The sequence below is a fragment of the Streptomyces solicavernae genome (assembly GCF_029968095.1).
Lineage (GTDB): Bacteria > Actinomycetota > Actinomycetes > Streptomycetales > Streptomycetaceae > Streptomyces > Streptomyces solicavernae.
In genome coordinates, this window is record NZ_JASCIR010000017.1 from 42,616 (window position 1) to 63,808 (window position 21,193).

A 21,193-nucleotide genomic window follows, 5' to 3' on the forward strand; every position below is an offset into this window, starting at 1 on the left:
ACGGTCAGCCGATCCCGGGAATCGTGGAGATGACGAGGTCGATGAGCTTGATGCCGAGGAACGGCGCGACCAGGCCGCCGAGGCCGTAGATGCCGAGGTTGCGGCGGAGCATCCGGTCGGCGCTCGTCGGCCGGTACCGGACGCCCTTCAGGGCGAGGGGCACCAGGGCGACGATGATCAGCGCGTTGAAGATCACCGCGGCGAGGATCGCGGACTGGGGCGAGGACAGGCCCATGATGTTGAGCTTGTCGAGCGACGGGTAGGCCACCGCGAACATCGCCGGGATGATCGCGAAGTACTTCGCCACGTCGTTGGCGATCGAGAAGGTGGTCAACGCCCCACGGGTGATGAGGAGTTGCTTGCCGATCTCGACGATCTCGATCAGCTTCGTCGGGTTGGAGTCGAGGTCGACCATGTTGCCGGCCTCTTTCGCGGCCGACGTACCGGTGTTCATCGCGACACCGACGTCCGCCTGCGCGAGCGCGGGGGCGTCGTTCGTGCCGTCGCCGGTCATCGCGACCAGCCTGCCGCCCGCCTGCTCGCGCTTGATCAGGGCCATCTTGTCCTCGGGCGTGGCCTCCGCGAGGAAGTCGTCGACACCCGCCTCCTCGGCGATGGCCTTCGCGGTCAGCGGGTTGTCGCCCGTGATCATGACGGTCCTGATGCCCATGCGGCGCAGCTCGGTGAACCGCTCGCGCATGCCGTCCTTGACGACGTCCTTGAGGTGGATGACGCCCAGCACTCGTGCCCCGTCGGCGTCGTCCACGGCGACGAGCAGCGGCGTACCGCCTGCCTGCGCGATGGTGTCGGTGAGCTGCTGTGCTTCCGGAGAGACGCTGCCGCCGCGCTCGGTGACCCAGGTGACGACCGAACCGGTCGCGCCCTTGCGGACCTTGCGGCCGTCCACGTCGACGCCCGACATGCGGGTCTGCGCGGTGAAGCCGATCCAGCTCGCGTGGTCCAGCTCGCCCTGCCGGCGCTCGCGCAGCCCGTACTTCTCCTTCGCGAGTACGACCACGGAGCGGCCCTCGGGAGTCTCGTCCGCGAGCGAGGAGAGCTGTGCCGCGTCCGCGAGCTCGGCGGCCGCGGTGCCCGGGACCGGGACGAACTCGGCGGCCTGGCGGTTGCCGAGGGTGATGGTTCCGGTCTTGTCCAGGAGCAGGGTCGATACGTCACCGGCGGCTTCGACCGCCCGACCGGACATGGCCAGGACGTTGCGCTGGACCAGGCGGTCCATGCCCGCGATGCCGATCGCGGAGAGCAGCGCACCGATCGTGGTCGGGATCAGGCACACGAGCAGTGCGGTGAGGACGACGAGCGAGGTCTGTCCGTCGGCACCGGCGTAGACCGCGAACGGCTTCAGCGTCACCACGGCGAGCAGGAAGACGATCGTGAGGGACGCGAGCAGGATGTTGAGCGCGATCTCGTTGGGGGTCTTCTGCCGGGCGGCGCCCTCGACCAGGCTGATCATGCGGTCGATGAACGTCTCCCCCGGCTTTGTCGTGATCCTGACGACGATCCGGTCGGAGAGCACCTTCGTCCCGCCCGTGACCGCGCTGCGGTCGCCGCCGGACTCCCGGATGACCGGGGCCGATTCACCGGTGATGGCCGACTCGTCGACCGAGGCCACTCCCTCGATGACATCACCGTCACCGGGAATGATGTCGCCCGCCTCGCACACCACCAGGTCGCCGATGCGCAGCTCGGTGCCCGGCACCCGCTCCTCGTCGGCGCCGGTCACCCGGCGGGCGACGGTGTCGGTCCTGGCCTGGCGCAGGGTGTCGGCCTGGGCCTTGCCTCGGCCCTCCGCCACTGCCTCCGCGAGGTTCGCGAAGAGTGTGGTGAGCCAGAGCCAGGCGGTGATGGCCCAGCCGAACCAGTCACCGGGGTTCTTGACCGCGAGCGCGGTGGTGCCCACCGAGCCGATCAGGACCACGAACATGACCGGCGACTTGACCATGACGCGCGGGTCCAGCTTGCGGAACGCGTCCGGCAGGGACTTGCCCAGCTGCCTGGGGTCGAACAGCCCCGCCCCCACCTTGCCTGCGTCCTGCTGGTGGCCGGTGGGCACATCGCTGTGCGGGGCCCGGGCCGGGGTGGTAGTGGACATGGCCTCCTGCTCCGTCGAGTCGTACTGCTTGGCGTGCTGCTTGTCGTGCTGCTCGATGGTGTTGGTGGGGGTGGTGTTGGTGGGGGTGGTGTTGGTGGGGGTGGTCATGCCGCCAGTCCTTCCGCGAGCGGGCCGAGGGCCAGGGCGGGGAAGTAGGTCAGCCCGGTGACGATCAGGAGGGTGCCGGCGAGGAGGCCGGTGAACAGGGGCTTTTCGGTACGCAGCGTGCCCGCGGTCGCCGGGACCGGGTTCTGCTCGGCGAGTGAGCCCGCGAGGGCAAGGACGAACACCATGGGCAGGAAGCGGCCGAGCAGCATCGCGATGCCGATGGTGCTGTTGAACCACTGCGTGTCGGCGTTGAGTCCGGCGAAGGCCGAGCCGTTGTTGTTGGCGCCCGAGGTGTACGCGTACAGGATCTCGGAGAAGCCGTGTGCGCCCGAGTTGGTCATCGAGTCGGCCGGGGTGTCCAGGGCCATGGCTGCGGCGGTGAAGCCGAGCACGAGGGCCGGGGTGACCAGGATGTAGCAGGCGGCGAACTTGATCTCGCGGGTGCCGATCTTCTTGCCGAGGTACTCCGGCGTACGACCGACCATCAGTCCGGCGATGAAGACGGCCACGATCGCCATGATCAGCATGCCGTAGAGGCCGGAGCCGACCCCGCCGGGCGCGATCTCGCCCAACTGCATGCCGAGCAGCTGGATGCCGCCGCCGAAGCCGGTGAAGGAGGAGTGGAAGGAGTTCACGGCGCCCGTGGACGTGAGGGTGGTCGCCACCGAGAACAGCGCGGAGCCGCCGATACCGAAGCGGGTCTCCTTGCCCTCCATGGCGCCGCCCGCGGCCTCGAACGCCGGTCCCCTGCCCGCGAATTCGGTCCACATCATCAGGGCGGTGAAACCGATCCAGATGACGGCCATCGTGCCGAGGATCGCGTAGCCCTGCTTGAGGGAGCCCACCATGCGGCCGAACGTGCGGGTCAGCGAGAACGGAATGACGAGGATCAGAAAGACCTCGAAGAGGTTGGAGAACGGGCTCGGGTTCTCGAAGGGGTGGGCCGAGTTGGCGTTGAAGTAGCCGCCGCCGTTGGTGCCCAGCTCCTTGATGACCTCCTGCGAGGCCACCGCCCCGCCGTTCCACTGCTGCGTACCACCCATGAACTGGCCGACTTCGTGGATGCCTGCGAAGTTCTGGACCGCCCCGCAGGCGACGAGGACGAGCGCGCCGAGCACCGCCATGGGGACGAGGATCCGTACGACGCCCCGCACCAAGTCGGCCCAGAAGTTCCCGAGTTCACCGGCCGGGGTCCGGGCGAAGCCGCGTACGAGCGCCACCGCGACCGCCATGCCGACGGCCGCCGACACGAAGTTCTGCACCGCGAGGCCACCGGTCTGCACGACGTGCCCCATGGCCTGTTCGCCGTAGTACGACTGCCAGTTGGTGTTGGCGACGAAGGACGCGGCGGTGTTGAACGCCTGGTCCGGGTCGATCGACGCGAAGCCGAGCGAGCCGGGCAGGGAGCCCTGCAGCCGCTGCAGCAGGTAGAGGAACAGTACGCCGACGGCGGAGAAGGCGAGGACACCGCGCAGGTAGGCGGGCCAGCGCATCTCGGCGTTCGGGTCGACGCCGACGGCCCGGTAGATCCACCGCTCGGCCCGCAGGTGCCGGTCGGCGGAGTAGACCCTGGCCATGTGGTCGCCGAGGGGGCGGTAGGCGAGCCCCAACGCCGCTATGAGCGCGAGCAGTTGGAGCACACCAGCAATTTCGGGACTCATGTCCGGCTTCAGAACCTCTCCGGATCGATGAGGGCGAGCACGAGGTAGCCGAGGAGGGACACGGCCACGATCAGGCCGACGGCGGTTTCGGCGTTCACAGCTTTGCCACCCCCTTGGCGACAAGGGCCACCAGCGCGAACACCGCGACCGTGGTGACGACGAAGGCCACGTCGGCCATCGCGAACTCCTGAGGTGAAGGGAAGGGAAGGGAAGGACGAGTGGTTGCCCTGTCGAGCAACTCCGTCGAGAAGAGGAAACCCCCTCCAACAGGGGCGGACGACCCCCGTTGACGGCTCCCATACGACCCCGCACCCGCTCTTGACGAGCCTCATACGACCCGCCGCCGTGCTGGGGTGGCGCGGTGATGACGGCACGCTGCACGCGGGTCCGACACCACGGAGTGCCATGCGGTGGGCAGAGCTGCGGACAGGGGCCGGCCTCGACGCCGCCCATGTGGGGCAACTTGCGTGTCCAAGTGGCCGTTACGCCGTTGCAGGAGGTGATGGCCGTCTTCTGTCGGCCACTTCACGTCCAAGGAGAATCTGATGTCCCGCATCGTTAAAGCCGTTGCAGTGCTCGCTGGAACGGGAGCCGTTGCACTGAGCGGAGCCGGCATGGCTGTGGCCGACTCGGACGCCCATGGCGCTGCCGCCGGGTCGCCCGGTGTTGGTTCGGGCAACGTCGTTCAGGTGCCGGTCCACGTGCCCGTCAACGTGTGCGGCAACACCGTCAACGTCATCGGTCTGCTGAACCCGGCCTTCGGCAACACCTGCGTGAACGAGAGTGACAAGAACGGGCACCACAAGGGCTACGGTGCCTGAGTTCCAGCTCGGAGCGTCCCCCGGCCCGCTGATGGGCCGGGGGACGCTCCGTGTCTGGGCAACGGCCTACCGGTAACGGTAGATCCGCGCATGGCTGAGCATCTGCGCCGGGGTCACGCCCCACGGGCCCATGGGCTGCTCGCGCGCGGCGACCCGTTCATGCTGGGGATCGCCCGGCGGGGGTGGAGTGCTCGGCAGGTAGCCGGCGCGCGGATGGTGCCGTTGCCAACGTGACCAGAGCAGGTCGACGTACGAGTGGTTGAGCCAGAAGACCGGGTCGTTGACCGAGGCTCCCCCGAGCATGTGCCCACCGACCCAGCGGTGCACGCGGTTGTGGATCAGGAAGCGATCGTCTCCCTCCCCCGCGCCCCACCCCTCCAACCGGTTGCGGAAGCCGGACCGGCTCGTCGAGTTCCAGGGCGCCACGTCATAGACCGTCTGCCGCATCACGCGATCGACCTGGCGCCTGGTGGGCAGTGAGAGCGGGTCGTCGGGACGGCCGAGGTTTCGGGTGAGGAAATCGCCGTCCGTCATGGCGTACCGGACCCGCCACCGTCCTTCCGCGTGGGCGAACGGGCCGCTCATGACGCGCCGATCGCCGCGGCGTCCGGTGCCGCCCATGAAGTCGTCCCTCCAGAGCGTCGAGTCCGCGGTGCGGTCTCTGGTCCAGTCCCAGTACGGGACGGTGACGGACGAGTCGATTGCGCGCAGGGCTCGTTCGAACTCAAGGAGGAACTTCCGGTGCCAGGGCAGGAAGCTCGGCGCCATGTGCGCGAGCCTGAGTCGGTCCTCGCCATCTGCCACGTAATAGTCGATGTGCACACGGACGAATTCATCGTATTCACCGGACCGTTTGAGCTCCAGCACGGCGTTGATGAACCTGCGGCGCTCGGCCTTGCTGAGATCACCGACGTCCTTACGCGTGTACACCATGTGCGCCCCTTTCCCCGCCACCGCCGTGCACCGCGGCCCACCGGCTGAGCTGAGCGGTGCCCAGCGCGTCAACTGCCGTACGGGCAGCCTCCAGTGGCGTCGGCGAGGACTGGTAGTGGTCGAGCGGGGTGACGTAGCCCCCGTCGGCACAGCGCATGAGGTGCAGGGGGCGATGGTCGATGAAGAGCCGGGGCGGCCCCTGCGCTTGAGCGATTCCCTGGATCCAGCGCCCTCTGTACACCTCGGCGAACGCGCCGCCGGATGCCGAGTCGTGTGGAGCGGCTGTGCAGGCAGCCGTGAAAGTGGCGGGCAGAGTGAGGAGGGAGCGCATGATGACGCGGCGAGAAGCGGTCACGAGTGAACTCCTGTGCGGTGGTTGGCCTCCGATGGTGCGAAGTGCCTCGCCGGGCATGGAGAAGGAACCTACGTCAGACGGCCGGGGAAACACCGAAGGCGCAGGGCAACCGTGCGGGTGAATATTCCGCACGCGCGAGCCACCATTCAGGTGTTTATGAGTGGCCTCACACCACGTATCCCGATCTGGTCGACGGCTTTCCATATGGTTTCGCTCCGTGCTGGTCACAAATTATGTTCAGCCCTGCGGAAGAAGGCCGAACGTGCAGAGCGAGTTCGCGGCAACAGGCCACAAATTCAAGGCTTTTCACATCCTGCAGCCGGAGGGTGGAGGGGTACCACGCGTTGTCGCCGACCTCGTTCGCGAGCAACTCCAGGCCGGGATGGACGCTGTCGTCGCGTGTCATCCCGGGCTCTCCTCGGCGGGTGACTTGCGTGCCGCCGGAGCGCACGTCCTGCCGTGGCGGGCCACACGCTCCCCGGGCCCGCGACTGGCGTCCGAGGTGCGTGCGGTGGCCCGGATGGTGCAGACCTGCCGGCCCGACGTCGTGCACGCGCACAGCGCCAAGGCGGGTGTGGCGGCGCGTCTGGCCCTGCGCGGCCGGGTTCCGACCGTGTTCCAGCCCCATGCGTGGTCCTTCTCCGCCGTCGAGGGAACCATGGCCGCCGCGACGCTCCGTTGGGAGCGCTTCGCCGCCCGCTGGTGCGACCGCATCGTGTGCGTCAGCGCAGCGGAGCGGAACGAGGGGCAGGCGGCGGGGATCGCGGCGCGCTGGGACGTGATCCCGAACGGTGTCGACCTGTCGCGGTTCGGCCCGGCACCGGGGAGCGGGGAGCGCCGTCGGCCGCCGTTGGTGGTCTGTGTGGGCCGGCTGTGCCGCCAGAAGGGCCAGGACGTTCTGCTCCGGGCCTGGCCCGAGGTCCTCGGGGCCGTGCCCGATGCACGTCTGGCGCTGGTCGGTGACGGGCCGTTGCGCTCGCGGTGGGAGGCCACGGCACCGGCGCGGGTCGAGTTCGTCGGTGGCGTCGCCGATGTCCTTCCTTGGCTGCACCGGGCCGATCTGCTGGTTCTTCCCTCGCGCTGGGAGGGGATGGCGCTGGCTCCGCTGGAGGCCATGGCCACGGCGCTGCCGGTGGTGGTGACCGATGTGAACGGGGCTCGGGAGAGTCTGCCGACGGGCCACCGCGACGTGGCTCTGGTACCACCGGAGGATCCGCGGGCGCTGGCACGGTCGGTGGCCACGCTGCTCGCGGACGCGCCGCTTCGGGTGGCGATGGGCCGCCAGGTGTTCAGTCACGCTCAGGAGTCCTTCGATGTGCGCCGCGCCGCACAGGCGGTCATGGACGTGTATCGGCGCGTGACTCCGCCGGCGCCCGCCGCACGTGAGCGGCAGCCCGTATGACATCGGAGAGCGCTGCTCTGCCGGCGCCCGCCCGGTCAGCGCGCGACATCACGGACGACGCGGCGGCACACGCCGGTCCTGGTGCTTCCCGAACCGAGGGGCGGCCGGGCCGCCCGCTGGTGCCGGGGGCGCGGCGGCGCGGCCGGTTCGCTCTTCCCCTGTGGATCGGCGATATGAGTGCGGTGGTGTGCGCCGGCGCAGCGGTGCACCAGATCGAGCAAGCGCTGCCTCTGGCCGCCCTGTTGGCCTTGGCGCAGAGCAAGCTGCATCTGAGCAGGGGCCTCTACCAGGTGCGGCTGAGCTCTTCGGCACTGGCCGAGGTCCCGGCGCTTGTGTCCTGCACTCTGTTCGTCTGGGGGATGGCGGCGGCGCTGCTCGCGGCATGGGATCTCGGGTACGCGTTGTCCCTCGCCCACCTGACCGTGGCGGTGGGCGTGCAGTTGCTGGTCCTGGTCTCCGTACGGGGTGCTTGTCACCAGGTGAGGCGGGTACGGCGCAGGCGACGACCGCATCCGACCCTCGTGATCGGGCGCAGCACCGACGCATACCAGTTGGTCCAGGTACTGCAGCAGCAGCCGCAGTTGGGGCTTCGTCCGGTCGGACTCTCCACGACCAGCCGCATCCCGCCTCCCGCAACGGGCGGCAAGGAACCCGCGCTGCCGGTTCTGGGGGACCGTGACGCCGTGGCGCGGGCGCTCATCCAGAACGGGGTGGAGCACGTCGTCCTGGCGAGCTCCGGCGGCTCTCCCCCATGGGTGGCCCCTGACTTGATGCGGCTCTTCGACAGGTACGGGCAGAAGGTCTGGGTCATCGACTCCGGTGAGGAGGACCATCACCTGGTCGCCACGCGTTCCGTGCCGGATCACCTGTACGGATATCCGGCCCAGATGCTGCGCTTTGGTGCGTCACGTCGTCCGTCCATGCGTGCCAAGCGGGCCGTCGACGCCCTGCTGTCCGGGGTTGCGCTGGTGGTGCTCTCCCCGGTGGTGTTGGCGTGCGCACTGGCGGTACGGTGCAGCGACGGACCCGGCGTGCTGTTCCGTCAGGTGCGGATCGGCCAGGACGGACGGCCGTTCACGTTGGTGAAGTTCCGCACCTTGCGGCCCGCCGATGCCACCGAGTCCGAGACACGGTGGAACATCGCCGGTGACGCCCGGCTGAGCCGGGTGGGCGGCTTTCTGCGCCGCAGCTCTCTGGACGAGCTGCCTCAGCTGTGGAATGTGCTGCGTGGGGACATGAGCCTCGTCGGGCCCCGGCCTGAACGGCCCTACTTCGTAGCGAAGTTCACCAAGGAGCATCCGGGGTACGCGGCCCGGCACCGCATGCCGGTCGGCATCACAGGGCTTGCCCAGGTCAACGGGTTGCGAGGGGACACCTCCATCGCGGACCGGGTCCGCTTCGACAACCGTTACATCACGACGTGGACGTTGTGGCAGGACATGTGTGTCGTGCTGCGCACCGTGGTTTCGCTGCTCCGTGTGAGGGGCGGCTGATGGCTGACCTCGTACTGAATCATCCGCTGCGGGCATCGGCTCCGCCCGGCGCGCGTCGGACCGTCGGGGCTCTCACCCTGGTCCTGCTCACGGCGCCGGTCCTGCTGTTGGCGGTTCCGTACACGGGCGGGGATGCCACCACCGTCGACGTCACACCGGCCGACGTGGGCACCGCGCTGCTGGTCGGCTTCTGCTCCGTGCAGGTTCTGCGGGGCCGCACCCGGCCGCTGTCACCGGTCGCTGTCCTGGTGTTCGCCGCGCCTACGGTGGCACTGGCCGTGGCGTGCGTGACGGCGTCGGATCCATGGGCGGCTCTCCCCGGCCTTGCACGCTATCTGCAGATCTTCGTGCTGATCCCGGCAAGCGTGGTTCTGCTGGTCCGTGACCAGCAGGCATTCCGTGTCGTGGCGGCAAGTCTGGTCCTGCTCGCAGCCGTTGAAGGCGGCATCGGGCTGCATCAGTACGCCAGCGGCACCGGCGCCTCGTACATGGGACAGGACATCCGGGCCGTCGGGACCTTCGGGGCCACCGACGTCATGGGGATGGCGACGGTCGTAGCGCTCGGGGCGGTGGTGGCGGTGGCCCTGGCGCTCAAGCCGCCAGTGCCCCGCCCGGCCTGGTGGCTCCCCGGATTGCTGGTGACCGGCTGTCTGCTGACTGTTCCGCTGGTGGTGTCGTTCAGTCGCGGTGCCTGGATCGCGACGGTGCTGACGCTGCTGGTTCTGATCTCTTTCGCGGGCCTGCGTCGGCTGCTGCAGATCCTGGCCGGGGCGGCGGCCGCTCTGGTGGTGCTGATCGGCGGCTTCGGAGTCGGCTCCGCTCTGCTGAACGAACGGCTGAGCAGCATCACGCAGGTCACCGACTCCCCCGACCAGTCCGTCACGGACCGGTACACCATGTGGTCGGCGGCCGCCGGCATGTGGCAGGAGCACCCCGTCACGGGTGTCGGGCTCAAGGGGTTCGCCGCGCACCGTGACGCGCATGCCGGGCTGTCGCTGTCCGCGGGCAGTGACACCGCCGGCGCGGGGCGGGACTTTCACCGCCAGCCGCTGCTGTCGCCGCACAACATGTACCTGCTCGTCCTCAGCGAGCAGGGGCTGCTGGGGGTGGTGGGCCTCGTCGGCAGTTGGCTGGCCCTGCTGGTACTGGCGTTGCGCCGGACCTGGCGGGCCACGTTCCGCGGCTGCGGGCAGGGAGCCGACTGCGGGCTTGTCGCGGTCGGCCTGCTCGTATGGCAGCTGATCGACTTTCTGTACGCGGACATCGGCGGCCCTTCCACCGCGCTGACCGGCATCGTCTTCGGTCTGTGCGCCTGGTGGGCTCTGGCCGCGCCCGAAGGCGCCGGCCGCCATGGGTAAGGCCGTATGCGGCGGCGGACCGCTGCCCGGGACGCCGCTCGACCTTCCGGCGCCCACGCCCCCTGTTCCGGCCGGGCCCGACCGGCTGGGCCGAGTCCTCGCCCGTGCCGCCGCGCTCACCGCCGCGCTGACGATCGCCGGGGCGGTCCTGGGTCTGGTCCGGGACCAGTACATCGCGCACCTCTTCGGAGCCGGCGAGGACAGTGACGCCTTCCTCGTCGCCTGGACGGTGCCGGAGATGGCCTCGACGCTGCTGATCGAGGACGGGATGGCCCTGGTCCTGGTGCCCGCCTTCAGTCACGCACTCGCGCGGCGGGCCGCCCGCCCCACCCAGGACCCCGATCCCGTACGGGCGTTGGTCGGCTACACGCTGCCGCGGCTCGTCCTCGTCCTGACCGGTTGTGCCGCACTGCTCGTGGCGGCCGCGCCCCTGGCCGTCCAGCTGTTGGCGCCAGGACTGAGCAGGCCGGACGTCGCTGTGGCCTGCACGCGTCTGACGGCTGTCACGCTGCTCGCCTTCGGACTGACCGGATACTTCAGTGCCGCACTGCGGGCACACCGCAGCTTCGCCGCTCCCGCCACCATCTATGTGGCCTACAACGTCGGCATCATCGGCACGATGCTGCTCCTGCACGACGCGTGGGGGATCCGCGCCGCGGCGGCCGGGGTCGCCCTCGGCAGCTGCCTGATGGTTCTGGTGCAGTTGCCCTCGTTCCTCTACCACCGTGCCGCGAGCGTCCGCATCCCCGCTCCTCGTGCCGGGCACGGCGCCGTCGCGCACCCGGCGGCGCTGACTCTGGCGGCCCTCGCCCCCATCGTGCTGTTCACGGTGAGCCGCCAGCTCCAGGTGGTCGTCGAGCGTTTCCTGGCGGCGGGGTTGCCGGCCGGCGCCATCTCGCACCTCAACTACGCGCAGAAGGTCGCGCAGATCCCGATGGTGCTGTCGCTGATGATCTGCACCGTCACCTTTCCCGTGGTCGCCCAGGCGATGGCCGACGGGGACTCCGAGCGGGTCCGGCACCGCATCGAACGCGACCTGATCGGTGCGGCCCTCGTCGTGCTGGTCGGATCGGCCTTCGTGATCGGCTACGCGCCGCAGATCGTCGAAGTGCTCTTCCAGCGCGGCGCGTTCGATTCCGCCGACGCCGCTGTCACCGCCGGGGTGATGCGGGTCTACGCCTTGGGGTTGCTGGGACAGTGTCTGGTCGGTGCGCTGTGCCGCCCGTACTTCTCCACCCGGCGCCCCACCTGGTATCCGCTGGCGGCGATGGTGGCGGGCCTGTCCACGAGCACGGTGGCCGGCGCGCTGGGCGTTCACGTGTGGGGGGCGTACGGCATCGCCGCCGCGAATGCCCTGGGCATCAGCGTCGCGGCCGCACTGCTCCTCGGCGGCCTGGGACCGCGGGTGGTGCCCATCCGTCTGAGCACCACGGCCATCGCGCTGGCCAGGCCGGCGGCCCTGGCGGCCATCAGCGCGGCCGCCGGCTTGCTGGTGGGCCCTCTCGTGCCCCACGCCTTCCTCAGTCTGTGCGTGGGGTGCCTGCTGGTACCCGCGCTCTTCCTCGCATCTGGTGCCGCCCTGCGGGTGCCGGAGATCCTCGACCTGATCGACTGGCTCCGTAGGAAGGTCCGTCATGCCCGTTGAGACGGGGGCCGCCCCCGCAGCCACGCCTCTGCGGTCACCGGCGCCGTGGATCTGGATGTACCACTCCGTCGACGACGCCACCTGCGACCCGTACGGCATCACCGTCGAACCGGCCCGCCTTGAGCAGCAGATGGGCTGGCTGCGGCGGCGCGGGCTCAGAGGCGTCGGGGTGGCGGAGCTGCTGCGCGCCCACGCGGCCGGGAGGGGGCACAACATGGTGGGGCTCACCTTCGACGACGGCTACGCCGACTTCGTCGCGCACGCGCTGCCCGTGCTGCGGCACCACGGTTTCACCGCCACGGTGTTCGTGCTTGCCTCACGGCTCGACGGGGTCAACGCCTGGGATCCACTGGGGCCGCGTAAGCGACTGCTGTGCGCCGATGGGGTCCGTGCGGTCGTCGGGGCCGGCATGGAGGTCGGTTCGCATGGTTTGCGGCACCGGGATCTCACCCGTCTCCCGCCCGCTGATCTGCGCAGCGAGGTCTCGGAGAGCCGCGACGTGCTGACCCGCGTGACGAACCAGCCGTTGCGCGGCTTCTGCTATCCGTACGGACGACTCGACGAGCAGACCGTACGAGCCGCGCGGGAGGCCGGCTACCAGTACGCGTGCGCGATCAGCCCTGGTCCGCTGCTCGGACTCCTCGCCCTCCCGCGGGTCCACATCAGCCAGGCCGACCGCGCCTGGCGGCTCCACATCAAGCACCTGATGCACCAAGCCCCCCGGTGTTTCAGCACGATCCGGCCCACTCCCTCCGATCAGTAGGCGACGCCATGAAAACCCTCCACGTCATCACCGGACTCGGCATCGGCGGAGCGGAGCAGCAACTGCGCCTGCTGCTGCGGCATCTGCCCGCGCGCAGCGATGTCGTCGCCCTCACCAACCCCGGGCCGGTGGCCGGTCAACTGCGAGACGACGGTGTGCAGGTCACGCACCTGGGCATGCGCGGCAACCGAGACCTGCGTGCGGTGCCGAAACTCGCCCGGATCATCGCCAGGGGCAACTACGACCTCGTCCACACGCACCTCTACCGGGCCTGCGTGTACGGCCGTTCGGCTGCCCGCCTGGCCGGGGTTCCGGCCATCGCCACGGAGCACTCCCTCGGCCGGCACCACATCGAGGGCCGGCCACTCAGCCGCGGCAACCGCGCGCTGTACCTGCTCACCGAGCGCCTGGGCCACGGCACCGTCGCCGTGTCGGAAACGGTCGCCATGCGGCTGCGCAAGTGGGGAGTGCCCGACCGGCGCATCCACGTCGTTCCGAACGGCATCGACGCCGCACAGTTCCGCTACTGCGAGGACCGGCGCCGGCAGACACGCGCACGGCTGGCCATCGCGCCGGACACGTTCGTCGTCGGCGCGGTCGGACGGCTGGTCCCGGGCAAACGGTTCGAACTGCTGCTGCGGGCCATGGCCGAGACACCCGGCGCCCACCTCCTGCTCGTCGGCGACGGACCGGAGCGGCAGAGCCTGGAACGCCTGGCACTTGAGCTCGGGATCACCGACCGGGTGCACCTGCCGGGCGCATGCGGTCTCGACGGTCGAGTGCTGAACATCCCAGGTCTCCTGGCCGCCATGGACGTGTTCGTCTCCACCTCACGTGAGGAGGCTTTCGGACTCGCCGTCGTCGAAGCACTCGCGGCCGGGCTGCCGGTGCTGCACACCGCATGCCCCGCCCTGGAGGACCTGCCTGCCGAGCACACCACGGGGGCGGTACGGGTCAGCAGTCATCCCACACTCCTGGCACGGGAGTTGACCCGGTACGGCCGGGCCGGCACCAGGCGGATTCCGCCCCCGGCCGCGGTCGGGCACTACGACATCTCGCACAGCGCGGACCGCCTCATGCACATCTACGACGCCATCCTTCGCCGCACGTCTTCCAGGAGCTGACCACTGTGCCCTTCCGCTTCCGCACTCCGTCGTTCTTCAAGGCCGCACAGCGACGGCTGCTCGACACCACACCGACTGTGCCGTTCTGGTGGCCGCTGCCCGCGTGCGCGGCGCTCGGACTCGCGGCCGGGTCCGCATACGGGGCGCTCGCCGCCCCGGAGTACGCGTCCACGACGTATCTGATCGCTGTGGCGGAGAAGGGCTCCGACCCGGCTGCCGCCCTGGGCTTCGCCCAGGCCTACGGGCGTCTGGCCACCAGCACGAGCACACTCGCCTACGCCCAGGCCAACGCCGGGGTTCCGGCGCGTCAACTGCCGGCTCGTGTGCAGACCGAGACATCGCCGGAGTCACCGATGATCGGCGTCACGGGTACGGCCGGCAAGCCGGGCGAGGCAGCCGACATCGCCAACGCCGTCGCCGACGCGCTGCGCCTGAACGCCAACGACCAGAGCGACAACACCGGTGTGAAACTGGTCCGGTTCTCCCAGGCGGTCAAGGCTCCCGACCCGGTCTCTCCGTCTCTGCCACTGAGCGCAGCGGTCGGTACGAGTGCGGGCGGGCTTGTGGGGGGCCTGATCCTGCTGGTGAAGTCACGCCCGGGCCGCTCGTCCGACACGGCGGTCGTGCCGTCGCCCACACCCGCGCGCGCCGAGGAGCAGCAGGAGAAGCCGGAGATGCAGCCGTCATGACCGAGTCCCTCGTAACGCAACGCCAGAACCCGACGGTGACCGTGTCGTTGTGCCGGGACAGCGAGCAGTTCGCCGCTCTCGACGCTGCCTGGACCCGGTTGCATCAACGGTGCGGTACGGCCACACCGTTCCAGAGCCACGCCTGGCTGTGTTCCTGGTGGCGTACGTACGGCAAGCCGGGGAGGCTGCGCGTCCTGCTGGTCAGGCGGGGTGGGGAGCTCATCGGTGCGGCTCCGCTGATGCTCAGGCACCGGCCCCTGCCGGTCCTCGTGCCGTTGGGCGGCGCCGTCTCCGATTACGCCGACATCCTCGTCGACGACGAGGATCGAGCCGTGGCCCTGTCCGCGCTGGCCCGTGGGCTGCGGCGGGCGGCATGGCACCACGTCGTCGACCTCCGCGAGGTCCGTCCGCACGCGGCGGCACAGGATCTGTTCGCACGCTGGTCGGGCCCACGTCACCGCAGGGACGACTCGGTCTGCCTGGAGCTCCCGGCGGTGCCGATGGACGGGCTGGTGGGCCGTCTCGCCGCCGGCCGCGCACAGCGTGTGCGGGCCAAGCTGCGCAAGATCGATGCTGCGGGGATCGAGGCACGGCAGGTCAGCGGCCCTGACGAGGTCGCCGGGGCCATCGACACGCTGCTGCGGCTGCACGCCCTGCAGTGGCAGGGCCGCGCCGTGACGCCGGAACACCTCAGCCCTCGCTTCGCCCGCCACCTGCGGCATGCGGTGCAGGGCATGATCCTCACGGGCAACGCCGCCCTGACCCTGTACGAGATGGACGGCAGAACGATCGCCGCCAACCTGACCCTGCAGGACCGGAACGTGTCGGGCGGCTACCTCTACGGCGCTCATCCCGAGCTGCGCAGCCGCAGGATCGACGTGGCCACGCTGCTGTTGCGCCAGGACGCGGAGCGGGCGGTGCTCGGGGACCGTACGGTCATCAGCCTGCTGCGCGGGGACGAACCGTACAAGCATCACTGGAAGCCCGAGCGGGTCGTCAACCAGCGGCTGTTGCTCGCTCCGGCGGGACGGTCCGCCCTCCTTGAGCTGTATCGCGCGCAGCTCGACGGGCGCCGCAGGCTGGTGCGTGCCGCACGGCGGCACGCACCGGCCGTTGCCACCTACCGGTCGCGGCTCAAGGCCCTGCGTCCGGGTCGGTTCGGCTAGTTCGGCTAGTTCGGCCAGCCATCAGAAGGGCCAGTCGGGCAGCGTCCAGAACCAGGGCTTTTCCGAACCGTGTCGGACGCAGACATCCTGGTTCCCGGTCAACTTCTTGATCCATTCCGCGGCGCGGGGCGGAACGCACCAGTCGTCGGAGTTGAGGTCCGAGGGCTTGGGAGGCCAGGTGGGCTCGGGAGCCGTGCTCGGCTTCGGTGTGGTGGGCGGGTCCGGTGTGGTGGGCGGGTCGGTCGGCGTCGGGCGCGAGGGCGTCGTGGGCTCAGGGGTCCGCGAGGGGGGCGGTGTCGCGGGCGGCCGCGTGGCGTTGGACGGGGTCGGGGTCGGGGTCGGGGTCGGCTTGTCCGGGGTTTCGGGTTGGCCGAGACCGAAGAGGCGGGAGCGGAAGACCTTCGACGATTCCGGATTGTCGTCGCACTGCCACACACCATGCGGGCAATAGTCGGTGATGGTCTGGTACAGCGGCTTGTGCCGGTCGAACCAGTCGAGCATTCCTCGCATGTACTCGGGATTGTCCCCGTTCCTGAACAGGCCCCATTCGGGATACGAGATGGCCTTGCCGTGCGCCTTGGCGAAATCCACCTGGTGTTGCAGGCCGTAGGGTCCGCGCACCTGGTCCTCGAAGGACTCGCCCGGCGGCTGGTCGTAGGAGTCCATGCCGATGATGTCGACGAACGAGTCTCCCGGGTAACACCGGGGCCAGGGCACGGCGTCAGGGCCACGGTTGGGGGTGAAGTCAAACTTGAAGCGCTGCCCCGGGACCGATCTCATGGCTGTGACGATGCGTTTCCAGTACGCCTTCCATGCCTCGGGATCAGGGCCGCAGCGGTGGGTGTAGGTGGTGCCGTTCATCTCCCAGCCGAGCACGATCACCGTGTCCGGCACGCCCAGACCGATCAGCCGTTGAGCCAGTTTCCGATAGTGGTGATCGAATCCGCCCTGCGCGCCCGTACGCAACAGCCGGCGGACTTCCTCGTCGGGAACTTGAGCCTCGTTGCGTTCCAGCATGGGGACGTTGAGGACGAACATGCGGTTGGGCGCACTGCGCTTCCACTCTGCCCAGGACTGGAGAAAGCCAGGCTGTCCTTCGATGTTGGACCACAGATCTCCGGGCAGATAGGTGTGCCCGACGCGCAGCGGCGATCCTCCCAGCCAGCGCGCCAGTTGCTGCATGCGCTTCACACCGGCAGGCCCGTAGTCGAGGTAGGCGCCCATGGCACGCACCGGGGGTTCGGGGCGTGCTTGAACGGTTCCCGGTGGGCTGTAGGCCTCGGCAGCCGAGGCGTGCACCAGCACTCCCGTGGTCAACAGTGCCGCCGTCACGAGACATGTTCCCTGCACGCTGCGGCGAGGGTGCAATGGTGCTTCCACTGGGCCGTCCCTACTGTCATCACTATCAGTAATAGGACGTTCCACCGCGCCGAGGGATTCGGCATCTCCGCAGGGCCCATTCGAGAGCCCCGCCAGGACTGCCGAGCGGAGCAACGGCCCGACCGGCAGGTGAACGGCGATACTGAAGAAGGAAAGGCCCCGCCGGAAAATGCCCCGCCGTAAGACCCCGCCGTAAGACCCCGCCGGAAAAGCCCTGCCCGAAAGCCCCTGCCGGAAAGGCCCCGCCACACCGGCCACCGCAGAAACACCGACGAAGCCGAATGAGGACAACCAGCAGTGAAAATCACTTGCGTTGGCGGAGGGCCCGCGGCCCTGTACCTCTGCATTCTGGTCAAGCTCGACAACCCCGCACACGAGGTCACGGTGCTTGAGCGCAACCAGAAAGGAACAACGTACGGCTGGGGCGTCACATACTGGTCCGACACTCTGGCCCTCCTGGAGGCACACGACCCCATCTCAGCCAGGGGCATCCGCAGGCACTCCATGCGCTGGCGGGACGGCATGGCCCAGGTGGGCGGTCGGACGACCACGCAGGCCGGCGACGCCGGATACGCCATCGGACGCCACCAGTTGCTCCACATCCTGGCTCAGCGCGCTCAAGAGCTCGGCGTACGAACGGAGTTCGGCCACGACATCCATGAGGGCACGCCCCTGCCCGACGCCGAACTGATCGTCGCCGCGGACGGCATGCACAGCAGACTTCGCTCGAAGGACGCGCAGCACTTCGGAACCCACATCACCAGCGGCAAGAACCGGTTTCTGTGGCTGGGCACCACCAAGGTGTTCACCACGTTCAGTTTCGCCTTCGTACACACCGCCCATGGGTGGCTCTGGTGCTACGCCTATGGGTTCAGTCCCACACAGAGCACCTGTGTCATCGAGTGCTCGCCCTCGACCTGGCGCGGACTCGGCCTGGACACAATGGGGCAGGAGGACTGTCTGCGGTTCCTCGAACAGCACTTCGCCACGCTCCTCGACGGCCATCCGCTGATCAGCCGAGAAGACCGGATTCGCGACGGCCAGAACTGGCAGGCCTTCCGGACCGTCACCAATCGGACCTGGTCACACAACAACGTCGTCCTGCTCGGGGACGCGGCCCACAGCACCCACTTCTCCATCGGCGCCGGAACAGCCCTGGCGCTGCAGGACGCAGTGGTCCTGGCCGAGCAGCTGCGAACCGTCCCCGAACAGGGGCTCGCCACAGCGCTCGCACAGTACGAGAAGCAGCGCAAACACGCGCTTCTGCCGGTCCAGAGCGCGGCTCGCCACAGCGCCCAGTGGTACGAGAGCCTGCCACGCTACCTGCGGCTCCCGCCGGACCAGATGTTCGCTCTCCTGGGCCAGCGCCACTCGCCCCTCCTGCCGTACGTACCCCCTGGCCTCTACTACCGCCTCGATCGTGCTGCGAGCCGGGTGAGTGTCCTGCGCAGCTTCAAGCGCTGGCTGGGGCCACGTATCGGCAGGACTGTGCAACGCAGCAGCAACGCCCGGACATCGACGAGTTGATCGGGTGACGTCTGAACCGGCTTGCCCCTGCGTGGCTGGTAAGGGGCGGGGCGGGTCGCACGTCGGGCGGGCTGTCCCGTCGGCGTCACGGGGTGGTGATGGTCAATGAGGCGTCGCCGTAGGCGTGTTGCGAGCCTCGTGTCTGATAGTCCGCTGTGACCTTGACGGTGCCGGCGGTGGCGGACGCGGGCACCGTGACGGGCACCTTCACGGTCGCGCCCTGGCCGGGCCCCAGCGCGGGAACGGGCACGTTCGGGGCGCTGTAGCCCTGAGGCAGCTTCAGCTTCACCGATCCTGCGGGCAGGGCCACGTCGTTCTGGCTGACGACGCGAACGTCGATCTCGGTGGTTGAGCCGGCCTTCAGGCCCGCGGGCGGAGTGACGGTGACGGGCGCGCAGACGCCGCCGAGCCACCGCAGGTCGAAGGAGGAGTACGTGATGTGCTGGTAGTTGTCGCGCTCCCACAGCAGCCCCATCCGCGGGTTTGCCGAAGTGCCGTCGCTCAGGGGCGTAAGAGTCGAGTACGCGGCCGATCCGGCCTCGACGGTCTTGCGTACGGGCCAGTTCTTGCCGTTGTCGCAGGACAGGCGGACGGTGAGGTTGCTCCGGCTGCCGGTGGTCGCGGTGTTGCTGAACATCAGCCACTGCGCGCGCGGGTGGGAGGCGCTCACGCCCGGGGCGAAGCGGGTGATGGATCCGTTGTTGGCGGGGTCGGGCAGCTCGGTGTCCTGCTGGAACGGGGTGTAGGTGACGCCGCCGTCGTCGGAGTACGCCACCGTCCGGTAGGGGGCCGAGCGGTTGTTGAGCATGACCCGTCCGTCGGAGAGTTCGACGGTCTTGTTCTCGTCGCCGCCGGGGCCGACCGGCTCGCCCATCTTCCAGGTCTTGCCGTGGTCGTCGCTATAGGCGCTGACCGCGTAGTTGGCGCCGTTGTTGCGGATCACGTACTGCTGGATCAGGCGTCCCTTGTAGGGGCCGTGCCGCAGTTGAATGCCCTCGCCGGAGGCCGCGAACATGCCTCCCCAGGCGGGGTTCTTGATGTCGGCGGTGATCCGCTCGTGCTTCCAGGTGAGGCCGTCGTCGTCGGAATAGCTGTAGTCGGCCTGCAGGATGTCCGGGTCGGACTCGTCGTTGCCGGTGGCCGAGCCGAGGAAGCCCTGGTTCACGGACGCAGCGTAGAAGACGAAGACGCGTCCGGTCTCGCGGTCCACGAGCAGGCTCGGATCGCCGTAGCCCTTGGGGGCCGCGTCCTTGCGGATGGTCTGCTGCGCCTGCCAGGTCGCGCCGCCGTCAGTGCTGCGGCGCAGCACTATGCCCAGGTTGCCGGGCAGATCGCTGAGCGTGGGGCGGGCGTCGTAGGCGGCGAGCAGGGTGCCCTTGGTGGTCCTGGTCAGCGCGGGGATGCGGTAGTACGGCGAACCGGTGCCCGCGGTCGCCAGGTCCTGCGAGGTGAGTGTTCCGGTCGTGGCGCCGTTGGCACTGGTCGTCGTGGCGCCGTTGGCACTGGTCGTCGTGGCGGCCACTACGGCGAGCGCCGCGGCGAGGGTGGCCAGGGTGACTCTTCGCTGCATGGACGGAAAACCTCTTCTCGATGGGGGGTGAGGAGTGCGTCGCGCGGCGCAGCACGGAGACATGGAGTGCGGCAGTGATCAACACAATGACAGACGTCTGATGTCTGCTGTTTCCGGGACCTTAAGGTTCTCCGCAGCACTCGTCAAGTGCCGGGCAGCATGGCGCAGTTCGGGGCGGCACTGACCGCGGACCCGATACGACGAAGCGGCGCACACCCCCATCGGGGTGTGCGCCGCCAGGCCGGATCGCCGGATCAGTGGCGGGCTCGGGCCTCCGCGATCCGCCGGCGCACCGGTTCGTAGTGCTCGCTCAGAGCCGCGGCGAACTCGACGGCATCGCGGGCGCGCGCGGCGTCCACGATGCGCTGGTGGTGGGCGATGGTCGCCGCCTCGTGCTCGTGCGTGAACACGTCGAGGTGCGGGGCGACGATGACGTACACGTCCCAGAACGCCGCGGACAGCTGTCCGATGAGGTCGTTGCCGAGCGGGGCCACGAGCAGCGCGTGAAAGGACCGGTCGGCGTCGACGAAGCCGTTCCCCTTGCCCACGCCCGCCTCGCGCATCACGTCGACGTGGCCCTGGAGCCGGTCGATCTGCTCCGCGTCGAGCGCTGCGACGAGCCGCTCGGCCATGCCCCGCTCGAAGAGCTCACGCACCTCGATGAGATCGGCCATGACCTGGAAGTCGTCGTCGGGACTGAGCAGCCCGCGGAAGGTGAGGCTCTCGACCAGGGCCGACATGCTCAGGCGGCCCACATAGGTGCCGTGCCCGTGGCGCACCTCGACGATATCGAGCGCGGTGAGGATCCTGATGGCCTCGCGCACGCTGGAGCGGCTCGCACCGAGCGCCTCGCACAAGGCGGACTCGGTGGGCAGTGGATCGCCGGGGCGGAGCTTGTTCCGGAGAATGTACGACTTGATGCCGTCGACGACTTCCTGCCTCAGCGGCTGCCGTGCCGACTTGGCTTCCGGCACTACCGGACTCACCACCTTCTGGCCCACCGCCACCTCTTGCCCCCTCCCTCTGGTCGGACCACCTTCCCACACTATCAAGGCATCTGATATCAGACATCTGACGCCCAAGTGGTG

At 69.2% G+C, this 21,193-nt stretch carries 19 protein-coding genes; 10 read left to right on the top strand and 9 right to left on the bottom strand.

The features are described 5' to 3' along the window. Positions 1-4 precede the first annotated feature (4 nt). The 4 genes from kdpB to QIS99_RS19970 form a co-directional block, all read right to left on the bottom strand. Positions 5-2,110, bottom strand: coding sequence for a potassium-transporting ATPase subunit KdpB (kdpB, locus tag QIS99_RS19955; RefSeq protein ID WP_282514995.1), 2,106 nt, complete (start codon positions 2,108-2,110; stop codon positions 5-7). 104 nt (positions 2,111-2,214) lie between these two features. Continuing rightward, a complete protein-coding gene (gene kdpA, locus QIS99_RS19960) occupies positions 2,215-3,879 on the bottom strand; it encodes a potassium-transporting ATPase subunit KdpA (protein WP_282514915.1) in 1,665 nt (554 codons plus the stop codon). Positions 3,880-3,887: 8 nt separating this feature from the next. After that, positions 3,888-3,977: a K(+)-transporting ATPase subunit F gene (kdpF, locus tag QIS99_RS19965; protein ID WP_282514916.1), complete on the bottom strand. Its 90-nt coding sequence runs from the start codon at positions 3,975-3,977 to the stop codon at positions 3,888-3,890. Then, entirely contained in the window at positions 3,974-4,117 is a 144-nt protein-coding gene (locus tag QIS99_RS19970; RefSeq protein WP_282514917.1) for a hypothetical protein, read from the bottom strand. Before QIS99_RS19970 ends, kdpF begins: the two co-directional genes overlap by 4 nt. Positions 4,118-4,424: 307 nt before the next feature. On the opposite strand from QIS99_RS19970, the gene QIS99_RS19975 reads away from it, so the two are divergent. Then, positions 4,425-4,700 (top strand): chaplin, encoded by a 276-nt coding sequence (locus tag QIS99_RS19975; protein ID WP_282514918.1) that lies wholly within the window; start codon positions 4,425-4,427, stop codon positions 4,698-4,700. Between the two features lie 66 nt (positions 4,701-4,766). On the opposite strand, the gene QIS99_RS19980 is transcribed toward QIS99_RS19975, so the two are convergent. Next, complete coding sequence (locus QIS99_RS19980) at positions 4,767-5,633, bottom strand: tyrosinase family protein (protein WP_282514996.1); 867 nt, start codon at positions 5,631-5,633, stop codon at positions 4,767-4,769. Further along, entirely contained in the window at positions 5,617-6,192 is a 576-nt protein-coding gene (locus QIS99_RS32200; RefSeq protein ID WP_349017313.1) for a tyrosinase family oxidase copper chaperone, read from the bottom strand. The genes QIS99_RS19980 and QIS99_RS32200 overlap by 17 nt, the downstream gene beginning before the upstream one ends. A 58-nt stretch (positions 6,193-6,250) precedes the next feature. Between QIS99_RS32200 and QIS99_RS19990 the strand changes: the two genes are divergently transcribed. From QIS99_RS19990 to QIS99_RS20025, 8 genes are all read left to right on the top strand, one after another. Then, positions 6,251-7,390 (top strand): glycosyltransferase, encoded by a 1,140-nt coding sequence (locus tag QIS99_RS19990; protein WP_282514998.1) that lies wholly within the window; start codon positions 6,251-6,253, stop codon positions 7,388-7,390. 173 nt (positions 7,391-7,563) lie between these two features. Continuing rightward, a complete protein-coding gene (locus tag QIS99_RS19995) occupies positions 7,564-8,883 on the top strand; it encodes an exopolysaccharide biosynthesis polyprenyl glycosylphosphotransferase (protein WP_282514919.1) in 1,320 nt (439 codons plus the stop codon). Beyond that, positions 8,883-10,241, top strand: a complete 1,359-nt coding sequence (locus tag QIS99_RS20000) for an O-antigen ligase family protein (RefSeq protein WP_282514920.1) — start codon at positions 8,883-8,885, stop codon at positions 10,239-10,241. Before QIS99_RS19995 ends, QIS99_RS20000 begins: the two co-directional genes overlap by 1 nt. Next, the gene (locus QIS99_RS20005; protein ID WP_282514921.1) at positions 10,234-11,886 is read left to right on the top strand and encodes a lipid II flippase MurJ; all 1,653 of its coding nucleotides are present in this window, start codon (positions 10,234-10,236) and stop codon (positions 11,884-11,886) included. Before QIS99_RS20000 ends, QIS99_RS20005 begins: the two co-directional genes overlap by 8 nt. After that, positions 11,876-12,649 carry a polysaccharide deacetylase family protein gene (locus tag QIS99_RS20010; RefSeq protein WP_282514922.1) on the top strand — a complete coding sequence of 258 codons (774 nt, stop codon included), beginning with the start codon at positions 11,876-11,878 and terminating at the stop codon, positions 12,647-12,649. The genes QIS99_RS20005 and QIS99_RS20010 overlap by 11 nt, the downstream gene beginning before the upstream one ends. 8 nt (positions 12,650-12,657) lie before the next feature. Further along, the gene (locus tag QIS99_RS20015; RefSeq protein WP_282514923.1) at positions 12,658-13,773 is read left to right on the top strand and encodes a glycosyltransferase; all 1,116 of its coding nucleotides are present in this window, start codon (positions 12,658-12,660) and stop codon (positions 13,771-13,773) included. Between the two features lie 5 nt (positions 13,774-13,778). Then, positions 13,779-14,462 (top strand): YveK family protein, encoded by a 684-nt coding sequence (locus QIS99_RS20020; protein WP_349017312.1) that lies wholly within the window; start codon positions 13,779-13,781, stop codon positions 14,460-14,462. After that, a complete protein-coding gene (locus QIS99_RS20025) occupies positions 14,459-15,628 on the top strand; it encodes a GNAT family N-acetyltransferase (protein ID WP_282514924.1) in 1,170 nt (389 codons plus the stop codon). The genes QIS99_RS20020 and QIS99_RS20025 overlap by 4 nt, the downstream gene beginning before the upstream one ends. A 21-nt stretch (positions 15,629-15,649) precedes the next feature. On the opposite strand, the gene QIS99_RS20030 is transcribed toward QIS99_RS20025, so the two are convergent. Next, positions 15,650-16,996, bottom strand: coding sequence for a glycoside hydrolase family 26 protein (locus QIS99_RS20030; protein WP_282514925.1), 1,347 nt, complete (start codon positions 16,994-16,996; stop codon positions 15,650-15,652). A 309-nt stretch (positions 16,997-17,305) separates the two neighbouring features. On the opposite strand from QIS99_RS20030, the gene QIS99_RS20035 reads away from it, so the two are divergent. Next, a complete protein-coding gene (locus QIS99_RS20035) occupies positions 17,306-18,535 on the top strand; it encodes an FAD-dependent monooxygenase (RefSeq protein WP_282514926.1) in 1,230 nt (409 codons plus the stop codon). Between the two features lie 85 nt (positions 18,536-18,620). Here QIS99_RS20035 and QIS99_RS20040 read toward each other — a convergent pair whose 3' ends face one another. Both QIS99_RS20040 and QIS99_RS20045 read right to left on the bottom strand, forming a co-directional pair. Next, positions 18,621-20,105, bottom strand: a complete 1,485-nt coding sequence (locus QIS99_RS20040; protein WP_282514927.1) for an exo-alpha-sialidase — start codon at positions 20,103-20,105, stop codon at positions 18,621-18,623. Between the two features lie 254 nt (positions 20,106-20,359). Then, positions 20,360-21,079: a FadR/GntR family transcriptional regulator gene (locus QIS99_RS20045; RefSeq protein WP_282514928.1), complete on the bottom strand. Its 720-nt coding sequence runs from the start codon at positions 21,077-21,079 to the stop codon at positions 20,360-20,362. Positions 21,080-21,193: the final 114 nt, after the last annotated feature.